The following is a 17,457-nucleotide window of genomic DNA, read 5'->3' as shown; positions in this document are numbered from 1 at the left end:
ACAGGCATAAATGCAAGACAGCAACCCATGCCCCAAAGCAAAAAGCGCTGCAACATTTCTGTTGCAGCGCTTTGCTATTTTGGGGTGGCTGATGGGGCTCGAACCCACGACAACAGGAATCACAATCCTGGACTCTACCAACTGAGCTACAGCCACCGTAGCTTTGTATTATAGCCCGGTATTTTATCCCCGGACATTAAATCGCTTAATTTTCTGCAGTGACTGCCGTCGCAGCTTCGGGACGTGGTACCTTGATCTGGACTTTGAAGCGCTGCTTGAGCAGTTCATAGTAAGCCAACCCCTCAGCCGTCGCCAGCCATTGCACGTATTGTTGGCGCTCTTGCTGCGCACGCTGTGCATCCGGAGCCTGCCGCGGCACTACACGGTTGACCTTGACCATAGCATAACCAGCAGCACCCAGATCCACACCCGTCCAGCCTGGCAGCGCCTCGGTGGGAGCACGCAGAGCTGCGTCGATCAAAGCGCGAGGCAAGTTCTGGGTCTGTTCGCGCGAGACTTCCACGGCTGCTGCCAGACCTGTCGCGGACGAGGGATCCGCCTTCCACACAGCAAGTTTGGCCTCGCCTTCCTTGCGAGCCAGTTCGGCGGATTTTTCAGCCACATACAAGCTGCGGACACGGGCCTTCACTTCGTCATAGGGCAGCGTCAGCGCGGGGGTGTAGGTGGTGACACGGCCGGCAGCCATCTGGCTGGGGCCTACCTCCACGGCCTCGGTGTTGCGCTTGTTTTGCAGCGAGTCTGTGGCAAAAAGTGCTTCGAGGAACTTGGCATTGGCCAAAGCCCCCTTGGCACCTGCAGCAGGGGTCCGCGTCACGCCCTTGGCGATCTGGATCTTGAGCTTGAGCTTGTCGGCCACGGGCTGGAGGCTATCTGCCTGCTCATACACACCGTTGGTGAAAGACTCTGCCACTTCGGCAAATTTGCGCTGGGCCTGCTGCTGCTTGAGTTCAGCCTCCATGGTGGGGCGCAGTTCTTCAAACGTGGGCTGGCGAGGTGTCTTGATATCGGTGAGCTGGATGATGTGATAACCAAACTCGGTTTCCACCAAGTCGCTGATCTCGCCCTTTTTCAGAGCGAAAGCAGCCTCCTCAAATGGCTTGACCATCGCACCCCGGGCGAAGAAGTTCAGGTCGCCTCCCGCAACGGCCGAGCCCTTGTCATCGGAAGATTTCTTGGCCACATCAGCAAAGCTGCCGGGAGCCTTGCGCACCTGGGCCAGCAGTTCGGTAGCGCGTGCCTTGGCTTTTTCGCGGTCCGCAGCGGACGCGTCTTTGGCTGCGTTGATAAGGATATGGCTGGCGCGGCGTTCTTCCTTTGCCGTCATGCGAGCCACATTCTCTTTGTAGTAGGTACGCAGGTCGTCCTCGCCAAGGGTGATGGAAGCGCGCACGCTGTCGAGGTCCAGCACCACATATTCGATGGCTGCTTGTTCCAGTTGCTGGAACTGGGCGGGATGGGCCTTGTAGTAGGCCTCCAGGTCTGCATCCGTGGGGGTGACTTTGCTGGCGAAGTCGGCAGCGTTGAATCGGGCCACCTGGATCTCGCGGCGCTCATACAAAGCGTCGAGCGCGAGCTTGACCTGTGTATCGGAGCCAAACGCAGTGCTCATCACACCGCCCATCACCTGGTTCACCGAGATGTCGCGGCGCACATTGGCTTCAAAACCTTCGGGCGTCAGACCTTGTGCAGCAACCAGGGCGCGGTAGGCATCGGCGTCCAAGGTCCCGTCAGGGCGCTTGAGTCCAGCAATCGCGGGAATCTCCTGCAAGCTACGGGCGAGACGCGCGTCGCTGGTCACAAGGTGCATCTTTTGCGCAGCAGCCGCCAGCACACGGTCGCGCACCAGGCGCTCCAACGTGGCATACCGGGCACTGGGCGAGTCCAGCAGCTTGGGATCGACCGTGGGAGACTGGGCGCGAATACGGTCTGTCTCCATGCGATGGGCATTGTCCCAGTCCGTCTGCTTGATGTTGTTGCCGTCGACACGTGCTACCACAGGGCTCTTTTCAGAGAAATAGTTGCTGTCGATGCCTACCAGCACAAACGAAGGAATGATCAGCAAGAACAAGAAGATCATCACGATCTTGGAGTGCTTGCGGATGGATTCAAACATGGTCGATCTTTCAGAAGGCAAAAAACAAAAGGCGAACTTGCGTTCGCCTTTGTTCGGTGATGGTGGGTCCTGACGGTCTCGAACCGCCGACCTACTCCGTGTAAAGGAGCCGCTCTACCAACTGAGCTAAGGACCCCACCTAAACTGATCCTCAGTTCAAGGCATCTTTCAATGCCTTGCCAGGACGGAACTTCGGAACTTTAGCAGCTTTGATTTTAATCGTAGCGCCAGTGCGGGGATTGCGACCGGTACGGGCAGCACGCTTGCCCACAGCGAAGGTACCGAAACCGACGAGCGACACGGTGCCGCCCTTCTTGAGAGTCTTCTTGACAGCCTCGATCGTGGATTCCAGGGCACGCGCAGCAGCGGCCTTGGAGATGTCGGCGTTGGTAGCGATGTGCTCAATCAATTCGGTTTTGTTCACAAGAAGCCTCTCGGAAAAGAGTTAATGGAATGTCTCGAGGATATCTGGTCTTCACACGCCTGAAAGCACAGCCGTGGGCTGGTGGAGAACAGGCGGGGGAATGACTGGCATACACAGCAGTGGCTGCTGCATCAGATTAAAGCCATCGAGTTTCAGAGTGTCAATACAACACGCTGTTTTGCGTCAGCGTTGTTTTGAATTCTAGTCGTATTTGACGCTGCGACAGGGCTTGGCGGGCGTTTTTGTCTCAAACACGCCGTATGGGCAGCATTCCGTATTGACACCCCGCAGCCAGCCGTACTCAACGAGCAGCGAGTGCCTGAGCGATGGCTTTGCCCACATCCTGAGTGCCGCCTGTGCCACCCAGGTCCGGGGTGCGAGGGGCACCACTGCCGGGTTGCAAAACGGCTTCGATGGCGGCCAGCACAGCGTCGTGCGCGGAGCGATAACCCAGGAAGTCCAGCATCATTGCGCCGCACCAGATCTGCCCGATGGGGTTGGCGATGCCTTTGCCCGCGATGTCGGGCGCCGAGCCATGCACCGGCTCAAACAGCGACGGCATGGTGCGCGTGGGATTGAGGTTGGCGCTGGGTGCGATACCGATGGTGCCCGTGCAAGCGGGCCCCAGGTCCGAAAGGATGTCGCCAAACAGGTTGCTGGCAACCACCACATCAAAGAAGTCGGGCCGCTGCACAAAGTGGGCGGTGAGGATGTCGATGTGAAACTTGTCCACCGTCACATCGGGGTAGGCCTTGGCCATCTCTGCCACGCGCTCGTCCCAGTAGGGCATGGTGATGGCAATGCCGTTGGACTTGGTGGCGCTGGTCAGGTGCTTCTTGGGGCGCGACCGGGCCAGTTCAAACGCAAACTTGAGCACGCGGTCCACGCCGTGGCGCGACATCACTGTCTCCTGCATCACGATCTCGCGCGGGGTACCTTCGTACATGCGGCCACCGATGCTGGAGTATTCGCCTTCGGTGTTCTCGCGCACGATCAGCATGTCGATCTCGCCGGGCAGGCGCGGGCTGCCGTCACGGCGCACCACGGGGGCGATCACGCCAGGCATGAGGCGCGCGGGGCGCAGGTTGATGTACTGATCGAACTCTCGGCGGAACAGCAGCAGCGATCCCCAAAGCGAGACATGGTCGGCAATCTTCTCGGGCCAGCCCACGGCGCCGAAGTAAATCGCCTCATGACCGCCGATCTGGTCCTTCCAGTTGTCGGGCAGCATCTTGCCGTGCTTTTCGTAATAGTCCCAGCTCGAAAAGTCGAAGTGGTCGAAGTGCAGGTCGATGCCAAACTTGCGGGCGGCCTCGTCCAAAACGCGCAGCCCCTCGGGCATGACCTCTTTGCCAATGCCGTCACCGGCAATGACTGCAATGCGATGCTTCGCCATTCAGATGCTCCTGAAAATATAGCTGCCTGTGCTTATTGATCCAACGCTCCAGGCATCAAAGACTTGAAACCTATTTGACGCGCGCCCGGATCTCAGGCAAGGCCTTCTGCAGGTAGTACACCATCGACCAGACCGTGAGCACCGCCGACGCCCAGATGAGCCAGGTACCCCACACACCCGTGTCGATCACGCCGAACAGGCGCCCGTCGTACAGCAGAAAGGGGATGGCCAGCATCTGCACCGTGGTCTTGACCTTGCCGATCATGTGTACGGCCACGCTCTTGCTGGCGCCGATCTGAGCCATCCACTCGCGCAGGGCCGAGATCGCGATCTCGCGGCCGATGATGATGAGGGCCACAAACACGTCGGCACGCTGCAGGTGCACCAACACCAGGAGCGACGCACACACGAGAAACTTGTCGGCCACCGGGTCCAGGAAAGCACCGAAGGATGAGGTCTGGTTGAGCTTGCGGGCCAGGTAGCCGTCCAGCCAGTCGGTGGCGGCAAACACAACGAACATCACGGTGGCAATGAGGTTGCGCGTGGCCGGGTCCAGCGGTGCGTAGAACACCCCCACGATCAAAGGTATCGCGACGATGCGCGTCCAGGTCATCAAGGTGGGGATAGTCCAGAACATGGCGGCGATTGTGTCACGGCGCGGCCGTGGAACGACACAGGGGGCTTATCTCAATGCTTTGTAAATTTCTTCTGCCAATTCACGCGAGATGCCATCCACGGTAACCAGGTCTTCCACACTCGCGGACGCCACCCCACGCACCCCGCCAAAACGCTGCAACAACCGGGCGCGCTTCTTGGGGCCCACCCCCGCAATTTCCTCGAGCTGCCCTCCCCCCACGCGCACCTTGGCCCGTGCCGCCCGCATGCCGGTGATGGCAAAGCGGTGGGCCTCGTCGCGGATCTGTGCCACCAGCATCAGCGCGGCCGAATCCTTGCCCAAGTAGACCTTCTCCCGTCCATCAGCAAACACCAGCTCTTCCAGGCCCACCTTGCGGCCCTCGCCCTTTTCCACGCCCACTATGCGGGTCAGATCCAGCCCCAGCGCGGTGAACACCTCGCGTGCTACGCCCACCTGGCCCTTGCCCCCGTCGATGAGCACCAGATCGGGCAGGCGCGCAGCCCCTTTGCGGGGGGGCGCGCCTGCTTCTGCGTCCGGGGCGGCAAAGTCGATGCCCCCCTCCTCACGCTGTGCCTCCACTACCTTGCTGTAGCGGCGTGTCAACACCTGGCGCATGGCCGCATAGTCGTCGCCGCCGGTGATACCTTCGATCTTGTAGCGGCGGTATTCGCTGCTCTGCATCTTGTGGTGGTGGAACACCACACACGACGCCTGGGTGGATTCGCCTGCCGTGTGCGAGATGTCGAAACACTCGATGGTGAGCAGGTCCAGGTCTTCGGACGGCAGATCCAGCGCCTCGGCCAGCGCCCGTGTGCGGGCCTGCTGCGAGCCCTCCTCGGCCAGCAGACGGGCCAGTTGCAGGTCGGCGTTTTTCTGCGCCATGTCCAGCCAGGCACGGCGCTGTTCGCGCGGCTGGTGGATGGCACTCACGCGCAAGCCGCTCTGTTCGGTCAGCGCGTCCAGCAACGCCTTGTCCACTGGCACGCTGGTCACCAGCAACGGCGGTACGGGCACGCCGATGTAGTGCTGGGCAATGAAGGCCTCCAGTACCAAGGCCTCCACGGGGCGCGCGGGGCGCGAGGGGCTGGTCACCGCTTCATCCGCGCCCTCTGCGCCTTCTTCCTCAAACACCGCCGCAGCGTCCTCGACATGCACTGGAAAGTACGGCCGGTCGCCCAGGTGGCGGCCACCGCGCACCATGGCCAGGTTCACGCAGGCGCGGCCACCTTGCACGCGCACCGCCAAGATGTCCACATCCTTGTCATCCACCGTCTCGATGGACTGCTGGTGCAGCACGCGCGACAGCGCCTGGATCTGGTTGCGCACCTCGGCAGCCTGCTCAAACTCCAGCTTGTCCGAGTGCGCCATCATCCGCGCCTCCATGGCTTGCAGCACCTCCTGCGTTTCACCACGCAGCAATGCCTCGGCGTGCTGCACGTCAGCCGCATAGGCCTCGGGCGAGATCAAGTCCACGCAGGGCCCGGTGCAGCGCTTGATCTGGTACAGCAGGCAGGGCCGTGTGCGGTTGGCAAACACCGTGTCTTCGCAGGTGCGCAGCCGGAACACCTTTTGCAGCAGCTGAATGGTTTCCTTCACCGCCCAGGCGCTGGGGTACGGGCCAAAGTAGCGGTGCTTCTTGTCCACCGCGCCCCGGTAGTAGGCCATGCGCGGAAACACCTGGCCCGGCGCATCGCTCCGCGTGTGGGCGCCCGGCGTGCCGGTGATCTTGAGATAGGGGTAGCTCTTGTCGTCGCGGAACAGGATGTTGAACTTGGGGTTCAACGTCTTGATGAGGTTGTTTTCCAGCAGCAGCGCCTCGGCTTCGGAGCGCACCACCGTGGTCTCCATGCGCACGATCTTGCTGACCATGTGGCCGATGCGGGTGCCACCATGGTTCTTCTGGAAGTAGCTGGACACCCGGCGCTTGAGGTTGAGCGCCTTGCCCACGTACAGCAGCGCATCCTGCGCGTCGAAATAGCGGTACACGCCCGGCAGCGCGGGCAGCGCAGCCACCTGCGCCAGGAGTTCTTCGGAATGCACATCAGACATGGCGCGTATTGTGGCCCCGCGCGCAGCCTGACCGAATCACTATGAAATAAATAGCTGCTAGCGCTTATCCGGCGGGCACCAGCAGGCTTTTTAATTCAATTTTCTGAATCCTCCGGGTCACTCCGCCTCGATCTTGGAAGTTTTAACCACCGTGGCCCAGTTGGCCAGATCGGCCTTCACCTTGTCACCCAGCTGCGCTGGGGTCTGGTAGTCCGCCGTGGCGCCCTGCTCCTGCGCCTTTTGCTGGAAGGCCGGGTTCTGCACCACGGTGCGGATGTCGGCCGTGAGCTTGTCCACCACCGCCTTGGGCACGGCGGCGGGGGCAAACACCGCAAACCACGAGGTGGCATCGACCTTGGGGTAGCCCGCCTCGGCTGTGGTGGGGGCGTCGGGCAGGCTGGGCAGGCGCTGTTTGCCCGTCACGGCCAGCACGCGCAGCTTGCCGCTGGCGATGTGCGGCATGAACGGCGGCGCAGTGCCAAAGGTCAGGTCCACCTGGCCGCCCAGCAGGTCCTGCAGGGCTGGGCCCGTGCCCTTGTAGGGCACGTGGACCATCTTGATGGCGCCCTGCTGCTCCAGCATGGCACCGGTCACGTGCTGCAGCGACCCGTTGCCCGACGAGGCATAGTTGAGCTTGCCGGGGTTGGCCTTGGCGTGGGCGATCAGCTCGGGCAGCGTTTTCACCGGCAGGTCGGCACGCACCACGATGATCTGCGGGGCCGAGATCACGTTGGCCACGGGTTGGAAGTCACCCTGCTCCCACTGCTTTTGTTTGGTGATGTGGGGCGAGATGACGTGGTAGCCCGAGTACTGCATCAGCAGCGTGTAGCCATCGGCCTCGGCCCGCTTGACGGCGCTGGCGGCAATGTTGCCGTTGCCCCCGCCCTTGTTGTCCACGATGACCGACTGGCCCAGCACGGGGCCCAGCGCCTGCGCCAGCATGCGGGCGGACAGGTCGGTGGTGCCGCCTGCAGCGGTGGGCACCACCATGATGACGTTTTTCGCTGGGTAAGCGCCCTGCGCTGCGGCGTGGCCGATAAAGCCCGTGGCCAGTGCGGCAAGGGCCAGGGTGGTGAACTGTTTGCGGGTGGTTTTCATGAAAGGGATGTCTCCGTTGTCGTTGTTGTGAAAGGTTTGAATATCAAAAACAAAGCAGCAGGGCTCGACAGCCCTGCACCGCTCAATCCACCGTGGCACCGGTGTCCTTGACCACGCGGCTCCACTTGGGCAGGTCAGACTGCACCAGCACCGCCAGCTGCGCCGCCGAGCCCTTGAAGGGCTCGCAGCCCACGGTGGCCAGCTTGTCCACCACGTCCTTGTGCTCCAGCGCGCGGGCCACCTCGGCCTGCAGCTGCGCCACGATGGGCGCGGGCGTACCGGCCGGGGCAAACAGCGCATACCAGGGCGCCTGGCCAAAGCCCTTGATCGTCTCGCCAATGGTGGGCGCATCAGGCAAGGCCGCCACGCGCTTTTCATTGACCACGCCCAGCACCTTGAGCTTGCCCGCCTTGATGAACGCAATGGCCGACGGCAGGCTTTGCACCGACAGCGGCACCTGCCCGCCCACCACGTCGGTGGCTGCTGCCGCCGAACCCTTGTAGGGGATGTGCTGCAGCTGGATGCCCGCCGCCTTTTGCAGCATCTCGCCAATCAGATGGTTCAGCGTGCCGTTGCCTGCCGAGGCGATCGAATATTTGCCAGGGCTGGCCTTGGCCAAGTTCACAAGCTCGGCCACGTTGTTGGCGGGAAAAGACGGGTGCGCCACCAGCACATAGCCCGCCGTGGCCACGGGAGCCACCGGCGCGAAATCTTTGACCGGATCGAACCCGGGGTTCTTGTACAGCGCAGGGCCAATCACATGGGCGCTATCGGCTGTTAGCAGCAAGGTGTAGCCATCGTTGCGCGCACGGGCCGTCGTGCCCGTGGCCAACGTGCCGCCTGCACCAGGGCGGTTTTCCACAATCACGCTCTGGCCCAGTTGCTCGCCGAGCTTTTGCGCCAGCACGCGCGCAATGGCGTCGTTGGCACCGCCCGCGGCCTGGGGCACGACCAAGGTGATCGGTTTGGAGGGGTACTTGTCCTGGGCGCCCGCAACGAAAGCAGCAGAGCACAACACGGCTGCCGCGAAGATGCGGCGGGACAGCGTAGTTTGAAATGTCATGGCTTTTGTCTCCTGTTGTTGTAGATGAATGCAGGCTCGCCCACACTCAACGGGCAAGCGCCCTTTCGCGGATCGCGTCGAAATCCGCAGGCACCGGGTGCAGCGCCAGGCGCGGGCCAGCCTTGGCGATCTGGCTTGGAATGTCGTGGGCAATCAACGCAGGCAGCTGCTGCGCCGCCGCCACCAGTTGTGCCAAGTCCACCCCCGTGTCATAGCCCATCAGCGCCAGCGCATGCACGATCTCTTCGCTGCACACATTGCCGCTGGCGCCTGGTGCATACGGACAGCCGCCCAGGCCACCCAGCGAAGCGTCAAACCGGTCCGCACCTGCATCAATGGCCGCCAGCACATTGGCCAACCCCATGCCGCGTGTGTTGTGAAAGTGCAGGGTGAACACGATGCCCGGCCAGCGCACGCGCGCCGCCGCTGTGAGCTGGTGCACCTGCGTGGGGTAGGCCATGCCCGTGGTGTCGCACAGCGTGATGCCACCCACACCCAAGTCCACAAAGCGCTGCACCCAGCCGAACACGTCGGCCTGGGCCACATCGCCCTCCATGGGACAGCCGAACACGCACGACAGAGACACATTCACCGCCACGTTGGCGCCCTGCGCCAGGGCCACCACCTGGGCCAGCGCCGCGAAGGACTGCTCCTGCGTCATGCGCAGGTTGGCCAGGTTGTGCGTGGCGCTGACCGACATGACGAGATTCAGCTCGTCCGTGCGCGACTCGATGGCGCGCTCGGCACCGCGCAGATTGGGCACCAGCGCGGTGTAGACCGTGCCTGGGCGGCGTGTGATCTCGCGCATCACGACCTCGGCATCCTTGAGCGCGGGGATGGCCGTGGGCGATGTGAACGAGGTCACCTCGATCTTGGGCAGACCCGCAGCCGACAGCGCATTGCACAACGCAATCTTGTCGGCCGTGGGCACAAAGGCCTTTTCCATCTGCAGACCGTCGCGCAGGCCGACCTCCTGCATGTGAATGCGGCGGTTTGCGCCCTGCCACACGGTGTTGGATGCAGTCATTGAATCACCCCCTTGCTGCGCAGCAGCGCAATCTGTTCGGCCGTGAGCCCGGCCTCGGCCAGCACCGCATCGGTGTCATCGCCCAGGTGCGGCGCGCTGCTGCGGATGCTGCCCGGCGTGGCCGATAGCTTGGGCACGATGCCCGGCACCTGCACGCTGTAGCCGTCGCGCGTCTGCTGCGTCAGCAGCATGTCGCGTGCGCGGTAGTGCGGGTCTTCGGCAATGTCCTTGGCGGTGTAGACCTTGCCCGCTGGCACGCGCGCGGCGCCCAACGCGTCCAGCACCTGCTGCACGGTACGCTGCGCGCTCCAGGCGCCAATGGCGGCGTCGATTTCTTCCACCCGCGCCACGCGGCCGGTGTTGTTAGCCAGGTCGGGCGCGGCGCCCAGGTCTGCCCGGCCAATGGCCTCCATCAACCGCTTGAAAATGCTGTCGCCATTGCCCGCCACCAGCACCCAGCCGTCGGTGCAGGGGTAGGCGTTGCTCGGAGCAATGCCCGGCAGCGCACTGCCCGCAGCCTCGCGCACCGCGCCGAAGGCGCTGTATTCAGGGATCAGGCTCTCCATCACGTTGAACACCGCCTCATGCAGCGCCACGTCAATCACCTGGCCTTTGCCGCCGTTGACCTTGCGGTGGTACAGCGCTGTGAGCACGCCAATGGTGCCGTGCAGCGCCGCCAGCGTGTCACCAATCGATACCCCCACGCGCACCGGCACGCGGCCGGGCTCACCCGTCAGGTGGCGCAGGCCGCCCATGGCCTCGCCGATGGCGCCAAAGCCTGGTAGGTCGCGGTACGGCCCCGTCTGGCCGTAGCCAGAGATGCGCAGCATCACCAAGCCGGGGTTGAGCTTGTGCAACTCCTCGGGCGACATGCCCCAGCCTTCCAGCGTGCCAGGGCGGAAGTTCTCGACCAGTACATCGGCTTCAGCAATCAGCTGGCGGGCAATATCCTGCCCCTCCTTTTGCCGCAGGTCCAGCGCCACCGAGCGCTTGTTGCGCGACTGCACCTGCCACCAGACGGAGGTGCCTTCCTTGATCAGGCGCCAGTTGCGCAGCGGGTCGCCGCCCGACGCACCGGGTCGGCTCGGGTCCGCGGGGGCCTCGATCTTGATCACGTCGGCGCCAAACTCGCCCAGCGTCTTGCCACAGAAGGGGCCGGCGATGAGCTGGCCCATTTCGATGACGCGCACATTTTGCAAGGCGGAGGGGGAAGCAATGGAATCCATGGGTGGAGTTGTCTGCTGCGTCCAGCCCCACGCTGGGGCGGCTCGGCGCGAATGATGCGCAGTGCAAGCAGGGCCGTAAATCGCTCAAGCAACAAGATGCCATCGCAAACCGGCATGGCAGCTGTGCCGCTTGCTACCATCAGGCCCCCATGAAACTGGATCCCGTCTCCCTGCGCCTGTTTGTGGCCGTGATGGAAGAAAGCACCATCGCTGCCGCCGCCGCGCGCGAGCACATTGCCGCATCGGCCGTGAGCCGCCGCCTGGCCGACCTGGAAGACGCCCTGCGCGTGAGCCTGTTCATGCGCAGCAACAAGGGCACCGAGCCCACCGCTGCCGCGTTTGCGCTGCTGAACCTCGCGCGCGGCGTGCTGAACGACCTGGACGGCATCGCCTCCCAGATGCGCGAGTACGGCACGGGGGTGCGCGGCCATGTGCGCGTGGTGGCCAACATCTCGGCCATCACTCAGTTTTTGCCGGCTGAGCTGCAGAGCTTTCTGACACAACACCCGCAGGTGGATGTGCGGCTGCATGAGCAGATCAGCAGTGCGATTGCCCATTCAGTGGCCGAGAACGCAGCCGACGTGGGCATCCTGAACGAAGGTCACTACGGCGAGCGTGTGACGCTGCTCCCCTACCGCACCGACGAGCTGGTGCTGGTGGTGCCCACCGGCCATGCGCTGGCGCGGCGCAAGTCCGTGCGGCTGGCCGAAGCCCTCTCCTACGACTTTGTGGGCGCCCACCCCAACAGCGCCATCAACAACCAGCTCACCCGCGCTGCGGCCGAAGCGGGGCTGCCGCTGCGGCTGCGCATGCAGGTGACCAGCTACGACGCGCTGTGCCTCATGGTCAACGCCGGGCTGGGTGTGGGTGTGATGCCGCGCGGCAGTGCGCGGCTGTACCAGGGCGCACTGCAGATCCGCACCGTCACCCTGAACGAGCCCTGGGCCCACCGCCGCCTGTCGCTGTGTGTGCGGTCAGAAGAATCCCTCTCCACGGTGGCCCGGCTGCTGGTGGACCACTTGCGCACGCAGCCCACCACACCATGACCCCCGACCACCCCCCCCTTCAGTGGGATGTTTTCTGCCGCGTGATCGACAACTTTGGCGACATCGGCGTGTGCTGGCGCCTGGTTGCGCAGCTGGCCGCTCTGGGCCACCGCGTGCGCCTGTGGGTGGACGAAGCCTCGGCGCTGCAATGGATGGCCCCCGGGGGTTGCCCAGGGGTGGATGTGCGGCCCTGGGGCGCGCCGCCACCGGGCCCGCAAGAGCCCAAGCCCGACGTGATGGTAGAGGCCTTCGGCTGCGATATTGCTCCTGAATTCATAGCATATAGCGCAGTTTCCACTAGCGCTTCTGGCCAAAACCGTTCAAAACCCGTCTGGATCAACCTGGAATACCTGTCTGCAGAGGCCTATGTAGAGCGCACCCACCGCCTGCCGTCCCCCATTCTGTCCGGCCCGGCATCGGGGTGGACACGCTGGTTTTTTTACCCTGGCTTCACCACCGGCACCGGCGGTCTGCTGCGCGAGCCCCATCTGATGGTGCAGCGCGAGGCGTTTGACCGCAGCGCATGGCGCGCTGAGCACCGGGCCCTGTTTGGCCTGGATGATGAAGCACCGGGAAGACGCTGGGTGTCGCTGTTCTGCTACGAGCCCCCAGCACTGACCAACATGCTTCAACAATGTGCGCTGCAGCCCACGGAGCTGCTGGTCACGCCTGGCCGACCGGCCGCTGCTGTGCGGGCGGCCCTGGCCGAGCCCGCCCAGGGCACCGAAGGGGGCCAGCAACAGCATGACCAGCGAGGGCTGCTGTCCTTGTCCTACCTGCCTCACCGGCCCCAGGCTGCGTTCGATGCAATGCTCTGGGCTTGCGACTTCAACGCGGTGCGAGGCGAGGACTCGTTGGTGCGTGCTCTGTGGGCTGGCCAGGCCTTTGTCTGGCACATCTACCCGCAGCACGACAACGCCCACCACGACAAGCTCTGGGCGTTTCTGGACTGGCTGCAGGCCCCTGCGTCGCTGCGGCAGTTCCACGCTACCTGGAACGGGCTGGACGCCGTGCCGCTGCAATGGCCGGACGACAACACCCTGGCAGAGTGGACCGCCTGCACCCAGGCTGCCCGTACGCGCCTGCTGACGCAGGACAACCTCGTCGCACAACTTTTGGGCTTTGTCTCCGAAAAACGGTAAAATCCGAGGCTTTGCGCAAATCAGGCGCGGCATGTCAGTGCCCCCGCCCTGCGCACTTTCGCCGCAGAACATGCACCGGCGCGCAAACCAGGAGGTTTGTCAGCTCGCGCGTTGAGCGGCCCCAACCCAAGCAACTTGCTATGAAAATCGCTCAAGAAATCCGCGCCGGCAACGTCATCATGCACGGCAAGGACCCCATGGTGGTCCTGAAGACCGAATACGCCCGCGGCGGCCGCGGTGCAGCCACCGTGCGCATGAAGCTCAAGAGCCTGATCGGCAACTTCGGCACCGAAGTCGTATTCAAGGCCGACGACAAGATCGACAACGTGATCCTGGACAAGAAAGAGTGCACCTACTCCTACTTCGCCGACCCCATGTATGTGTGCATGGACACCGAGTACAACCAGTACGAAGTGGAAGCCGAAAACATGGGCGACTCGCTGAACTACCTGGAAGACGGCATGACCGTGGAAGTGGTGTTCTATGACGGCAAGGCCATCTCGGTCGAACTGCCCACCAGCGTCGAGCGCGAAATCACCTGGACGGAACCCGCCGTCAAGGGTGACACCTCCGGCAAGGTCATGAAGCCCGCCAAGATCGCCACCGGCTTCGAAGTGCCCGTGCCCCTGTTTGTCAGCCAAGGCGACAAGATCGAAATCGACACCCGCACTGGCGAATACCGCAAGCGCGTCTAAGGACGGCAAGGGCTCGCGGCCCTCTCTCCCTCACAGGAGATCCCCCAAAGAAAAAGGCTTCCCTCGGGAAGCCTTTTTTTATGATTCAGAGCCAATGCGCTAGTGCTGCATGGGTCTAACGCTATGAATTAAATAGCAATCAGATAGGTTGCGCCACCAGGTCGTGCCCCTGCACGCCCACGATACGTGCCTTGGTGAACTCCCCCACCTTAAGCTGCTTGCTGATCTTCTCGGGCGGCAGCAGTTGCACGGTGCCGTCGATCTCGGGCGCATCCGCATAAGTGCGGCCCACACCCCCTTTGCGGCCCAGGGCAGGGGCATGGTCCACCAGCACCTGCATGGTGGCACCCACCCGGCGCTGCAGTCTTGCGATCGAGACCTCTTCGGCCACCGCCATGAAGCGGGCACGGCGCTCTTCGCGCACTTCCATCGGCAGCATGCCGGGCAGCTCGTTGGCAGCAGCGCCATTCACATCGCTGTAGGCAAAGCAGCCCGCACGGTCAATCTGCGCCTCGCGCACGAAGTCGAGCAGGTGCTGGAACTCTTCTTCCGTCTCGCCCGGAAAGCCCGCAATGAAGGTGCTGCGGATGACCAGCTCGGGGCAGGCTTCGCGCCAGCGCAGGATGCGCTCCAGGTTGCGCTCGCCACTGGCGGGGCGCTTCATGCGCTTCAGGACATCAGGGTGGCTGTGCTGGAAAGGCACGTCCAGGTACGGCAGCACCTTGCCCGTGGCCATGAGCGGGATCACCTCGTCCACGCTGGGGTACGGGTACACATAGTGCAGGCGCACCCAGGCGCCATAGGGCTCGGCAATCTCGCCCAGCGTCTGAACCAGCTCCAGCATCCGGGTCTTGACCGGCTTGCCGTCCCAGAAGCCCGTGCGGTACTTCACGTCCACACCGTAGGCCGAGGTGTCCTGGCTGATCACCAGCAATTCCTTCACGCCACCTTCAAACAAGGCCTTGGCCTCACTGAGCACATCGCCAATGGGCCGCGACACCAGGTCACCGCGCATGGACGGGATGATGCAGAAGGTACAACGGTGGTTGCAGCCCTCGCTGATCTTGAGGTAGGCGTAGTGCTTGGGCGTGAGCTTGATGCCCGCAATGCCAAAGCTGCCGGGCACCAGGTCCACGAACGGGTCGTGGGGCTTGGGCAGGTTCAGGTGGACGGCGTCCATCACTTCTTGCGTGGCGTGGGGCCCGGTCACGGCCAGCACACTGGGGTGCATCTGCCGCACCATGTTGCCACCATCGTCACCCGTGCGGGCACCCAGGCAGCCGGTGACGATGACTTTGCCATTCTCGGCCAAGGCTTCGCCAATGGTGTCCAGGCTTTCTTTCACGGCATCGTCGATGAAGCCGCAGGTGTTGACGATGACCAGGTCTGCGCCCTGGAAGGTCTTGGAGGTTTCGTAACCCTCGGCGCTCAGCTGCGTGAGGATCAGCTCGGAATCGGTCAGCGCCTTGGGGCAGCCCAGGCTGACGAATCCGACTTTGGGTGTTTTGGTGGGGGCAATTGCTTCGCTCATATCCCCCTATTGTCCCAGTTCCGGCGTTGAGCGGGTGGGTTGCCGATTCATGGCAACGTTTGCCACTCCCTGCAACCTGCGTAACCGGCGCTGCCCAAGCCAGTGGCCACCGCGCTCTGGCAGCGCTGCAGGGGGTTATCTCTTCAGTCCAAACGCGCCCAGCATCTGCTCCGTCTGCTTTTGCATCTGCTCCTGCATCTGCGCCAGCATGGTCTGCGACTGTTCGACATAGTTGCCCATCATGCCCTTGAGCATGGGCGACTGCAGACTCATGAACTGCGCCCACATCTCGGGCGTCACGCTTTGCGACTGCTCGGCCAGCTTGGTTTGCACATCGGTGAAGGCCTGCACGTTCTTCTCCAGGTACGCGCCCATGAACCCCTGCATGGCATGACCATAGAACCGGATGATGTTGGCCAGCACCGCCTCGGTGAACATGGGCGCACCGCCGGCCTCCTCTTCCAGAATGATCTGCAGCAGAATGCTGCGCGTGAGGTCTTCGCCCGTCTTGGCGTCGCGCACCACCACGTTCTGGTGGTCCATCACCAGCTGGCGCACCTCGGCCAGCGTGATGTAGGTGGAGGTGTCTGTGTCGTACAGACGGCGGTTGGGGTACTTCTTGATGACGCGCTGGGCCGATTTGGACGCAGCGGTTTTCGGTTCGGACACAACGAACTCCTCGGGCTCAAAACCCATGTATTGCAGTGCAGCACATTCTAGGGAGACTGCTGAGCCGCAACGGCAAAGGAATACCCTGATGATGCAAGGCACCCGAGTGTCGCGCGGGTGACTGGTGCGCCAAGCGTCGTATGCAGTGCAGCCGCCTGCCCCTCCTCAACAACAGCCCCGGTGAGGTGACAGAGAAGCGGAAACAAAAAAGCCACCTTGCGGTGGCTTGCTGTGTGAACACCTGCAGCGGTGTCATTGCCAAGTTTTCTAAAATCTGAAAGCTGGTTTCTTTCAGCGAAAAACTTGGTAGGCGCGATTGGACTCGAACCACTTTGCCAGGGAATTTAGGTCGGCCATTGTCGGGCTTCCATAGGGATTGAACCAGCAGTAACCGACCACGGCCCCCGAAGAGTTCCCCGGGTAGTTCCCTGGCTTACAGTGGCACCAAATTACCAACCAGGAAGACAAATGATTGAAAACGGAGAATGGAATGTGGTGGACGCAAGTGGTGCACCAGTTGGTCGGGTGGACGGTGACGAGTTCATTCGCCAAGGCGCCAATTTGCTGTACCGGATTGATGGCGATGAAATCTATACCGTCGGCAGCAACGCTCAGTTGGTCGCCACCATTGACGGCGAGACTGCTCGCTCACCCCAGACTGGGCAAGTAGTTCTACGGTTCTTGCGAGACTAGGACTGTCTTGGCTGGCCTCATCGATTTCCTCGTGTACGCGATCTACGCAGGTCCACGTTCTGGCCACCTCATGCCCGCGCGCATCGAACTGGGGCCCGACCTGTTCCGCCAGTTCCAACGAGAGCACCGTGAGGCCCTGACCGCCATGCTGCCGGAGGCAGACAACATGTACCCCGGCTCACTGGCAGGAGTGCCAGTGGTTGAGGCGGAGACACCAGGAGCGGTGCTGGTCCGGCTGGGCGGTGCCCGGGTCGCCCTGGCCCTGCCGGAATAATTTTTGGAATATTTTGCAGCCGCTTCGGTGGTCGTGACGCAAGACTCCGTTGTGCCCAATGTCGGGCTCAAGGAGATTTTGATGACGAAGAAGACGAAAGCGGAGCTGGCCCGCCACCAGCATGATGCGGTCTACACACAATGGATCGGCCGCCCACCAGATCGCCGGCACACCAGCGACACCGAGGATTTTGCAGATGACCTCTGGTCACAGGGCATTCGCATGGGCCGCAACCAGGAACTGCACCGCCAGATGGTGATGAACGTCATCCGAAGCTATGTGGTGACTGGCTGAAACCGGCACAGCGCCGGTTTTGAAATACCAACCGACCAAAAGTCAGCTGGTAACGCGAC

General features: G+C 62.8%; 17 protein-coding genes and 2 tRNA genes. 6 read left to right on the top strand and 13 right to left on the bottom strand.

Annotated features, from left to right (window positions below; genetic code table 11):
- Positions 1–80 precede the first annotated feature (80 nt).
- From ISS20_RS17000 to ISS20_RS16950, 11 genes are all read right to left on the bottom strand, one after another.
- A tRNA-His gene (locus ISS20_RS17000) sits at positions 81–156 on the bottom strand.
- Between the two features lie 49 nt (positions 157–205).
- A complete protein-coding gene (locus tag ISS20_RS16995) occupies positions 206–2,134 on the bottom strand; it encodes a SurA N-terminal domain-containing protein (RefSeq protein ID WP_291438149.1) in 1,929 nt (642 codons plus the stop codon).
- 60 nt (positions 2,135–2,194) lie between these two features.
- Positions 2,195–2,270, bottom strand: a tRNA-Val gene (locus ISS20_RS16990).
- A gap of 15 nt (positions 2,271–2,285) precedes the next feature.
- Positions 2,286–2,558 carry an HU family DNA-binding protein gene (locus ISS20_RS16985; protein WP_008906675.1) on the bottom strand — a complete coding sequence of 91 codons (273 nt, stop codon included), beginning with the start codon at positions 2,556–2,558 and terminating at the stop codon, positions 2,286–2,288.
- Positions 2,559–2,859: 301 nt separating this feature from the next.
- Positions 2,860–3,954: a tartrate dehydrogenase gene (locus ISS20_RS16980; RefSeq protein ID WP_291438148.1), complete on the bottom strand. Its 1,095-nt coding sequence runs from the start codon at positions 3,952–3,954 to the stop codon at positions 2,860–2,862.
- A gap of 70 nt (positions 3,955–4,024) precedes the next feature.
- Entirely contained in the window at positions 4,025–4,591 is a 567-nt protein-coding gene (pgsA, locus tag ISS20_RS16975; protein WP_026436902.1) for a CDP-diacylglycerol--glycerol-3-phosphate 3-phosphatidyltransferase, read from the bottom strand.
- A gap of 45 nt (positions 4,592–4,636) precedes the next feature.
- Complete coding sequence (gene uvrC / locus ISS20_RS16970; RefSeq protein WP_291438147.1) at positions 4,637–6,640, bottom strand: excinuclease ABC subunit UvrC; 2,004 nt, start codon at positions 6,638–6,640, stop codon at positions 4,637–4,639.
- A gap of 117 nt (positions 6,641–6,757) precedes the next feature.
- Entirely contained in the window at positions 6,758–7,738 is a 981-nt protein-coding gene (locus ISS20_RS16965; RefSeq protein WP_291438146.1) for a tripartite tricarboxylate transporter substrate binding protein, read from the bottom strand.
- An 82-nt stretch (positions 7,739–7,820) separates the two neighbouring features.
- A complete protein-coding gene (locus ISS20_RS16960) occupies positions 7,821–8,801 on the bottom strand; it encodes a tripartite tricarboxylate transporter substrate binding protein (RefSeq protein ID WP_291438145.1) in 981 nt (326 codons plus the stop codon).
- Positions 8,802–8,847: 46 nt separating this feature from the next.
- On the bottom strand, positions 8,848–9,828 hold the full coding sequence (locus tag ISS20_RS16955) for a hydroxymethylglutaryl-CoA lyase (RefSeq protein ID WP_291438144.1): 981 nt from the start codon (positions 9,826–9,828) through the stop codon (positions 8,848–8,850).
- Positions 9,825–11,054 carry a CoA transferase gene (locus ISS20_RS16950; protein ID WP_291438143.1) on the bottom strand — a complete coding sequence of 410 codons (1,230 nt, stop codon included), beginning with the start codon at positions 11,052–11,054 and terminating at the stop codon, positions 9,825–9,827. The genes ISS20_RS16955 and ISS20_RS16950 overlap by 4 nt, the downstream gene beginning before the upstream one ends.
- A 149-nt stretch (positions 11,055–11,203) precedes the next feature.
- Here ISS20_RS16950 and ISS20_RS16945 point away from each other — a divergent pair, with 149 nt between their 5' ends.
- The 3 genes from ISS20_RS16945 (at position 11,204) to efp (ending at position 13,937) form a co-directional block, all read left to right on the top strand.
- Positions 11,204–12,100, top strand: a complete 897-nt coding sequence (locus ISS20_RS16945) for a LysR family transcriptional regulator (protein ID WP_291438142.1) — start codon at positions 11,204–11,206, stop codon at positions 12,098–12,100.
- Positions 12,097–13,242 carry an elongation factor P maturation arginine rhamnosyltransferase EarP gene (earP, locus tag ISS20_RS16940; protein WP_291438141.1) on the top strand — a complete coding sequence of 382 codons (1,146 nt, stop codon included), beginning with the start codon at positions 12,097–12,099 and terminating at the stop codon, positions 13,240–13,242. Before ISS20_RS16945 ends, earP begins: the two co-directional genes overlap by 4 nt.
- A 140-nt stretch (positions 13,243–13,382) precedes the next feature.
- On the top strand, positions 13,383–13,937 hold the full coding sequence (gene efp, locus ISS20_RS16935; RefSeq protein ID WP_008906801.1) for an elongation factor P: 555 nt from the start codon (positions 13,383–13,385) through the stop codon (positions 13,935–13,937).
- Between the two features lie 139 nt (positions 13,938–14,076).
- Here efp and rimO read toward each other — a convergent pair whose 3' ends face one another.
- Positions 14,077–15,468 carry a 30S ribosomal protein S12 methylthiotransferase RimO gene (rimO, locus tag ISS20_RS16930; protein WP_099730612.1) on the bottom strand — a complete coding sequence of 464 codons (1,392 nt, stop codon included), beginning with the start codon at positions 15,466–15,468 and terminating at the stop codon, positions 14,077–14,079.
- 135 nt (positions 15,469–15,603) lie between these two features.
- Positions 15,604–16,164, bottom strand: coding sequence for a polyhydroxyalkanoate synthesis repressor PhaR (phaR, locus tag ISS20_RS16925; RefSeq protein WP_056064204.1), 561 nt, complete (start codon positions 16,162–16,164; stop codon positions 15,604–15,606).
- A gap of 441 nt (positions 16,165–16,605) precedes the next feature.
- On the opposite strand from phaR, the gene ISS20_RS16920 reads away from it, so the two are divergent.
- Genes ISS20_RS16920 through ISS20_RS16910 form a run of 3 tightly spaced genes read left to right on the top strand, consistent with a single transcriptional unit; the run spans position 16,606 to position 17,398 of the window.
- Positions 16,606–16,830 carry a hypothetical protein gene (locus tag ISS20_RS16920; protein WP_291438140.1) on the top strand — a complete coding sequence of 75 codons (225 nt, stop codon included), beginning with the start codon at positions 16,606–16,608 and terminating at the stop codon, positions 16,828–16,830.
- 7 nt (positions 16,831–16,837) lie between these two features.
- A complete protein-coding gene (locus ISS20_RS16915; RefSeq protein WP_291438139.1) occupies positions 16,838–17,104 on the top strand; it encodes a hypothetical protein in 267 nt (88 codons plus the stop codon).
- A gap of 3 nt (positions 17,105–17,107) precedes the next feature.
- Positions 17,108–17,398, top strand: coding sequence for a hypothetical protein (locus tag ISS20_RS16910; protein ID WP_291438138.1), 291 nt, complete (start codon positions 17,108–17,110; stop codon positions 17,396–17,398).
- Positions 17,399–17,457 lie beyond the last annotated feature (59 nt).

This window comes from Acidovorax sp. (assembly GCF_016783915.1).
GTDB lineage: Bacteria > Pseudomonadota > Gammaproteobacteria > Burkholderiales > Burkholderiaceae_C > Acidovorax.
This window is presented reverse-complemented; position numbering and strand designations above follow the sequence as displayed.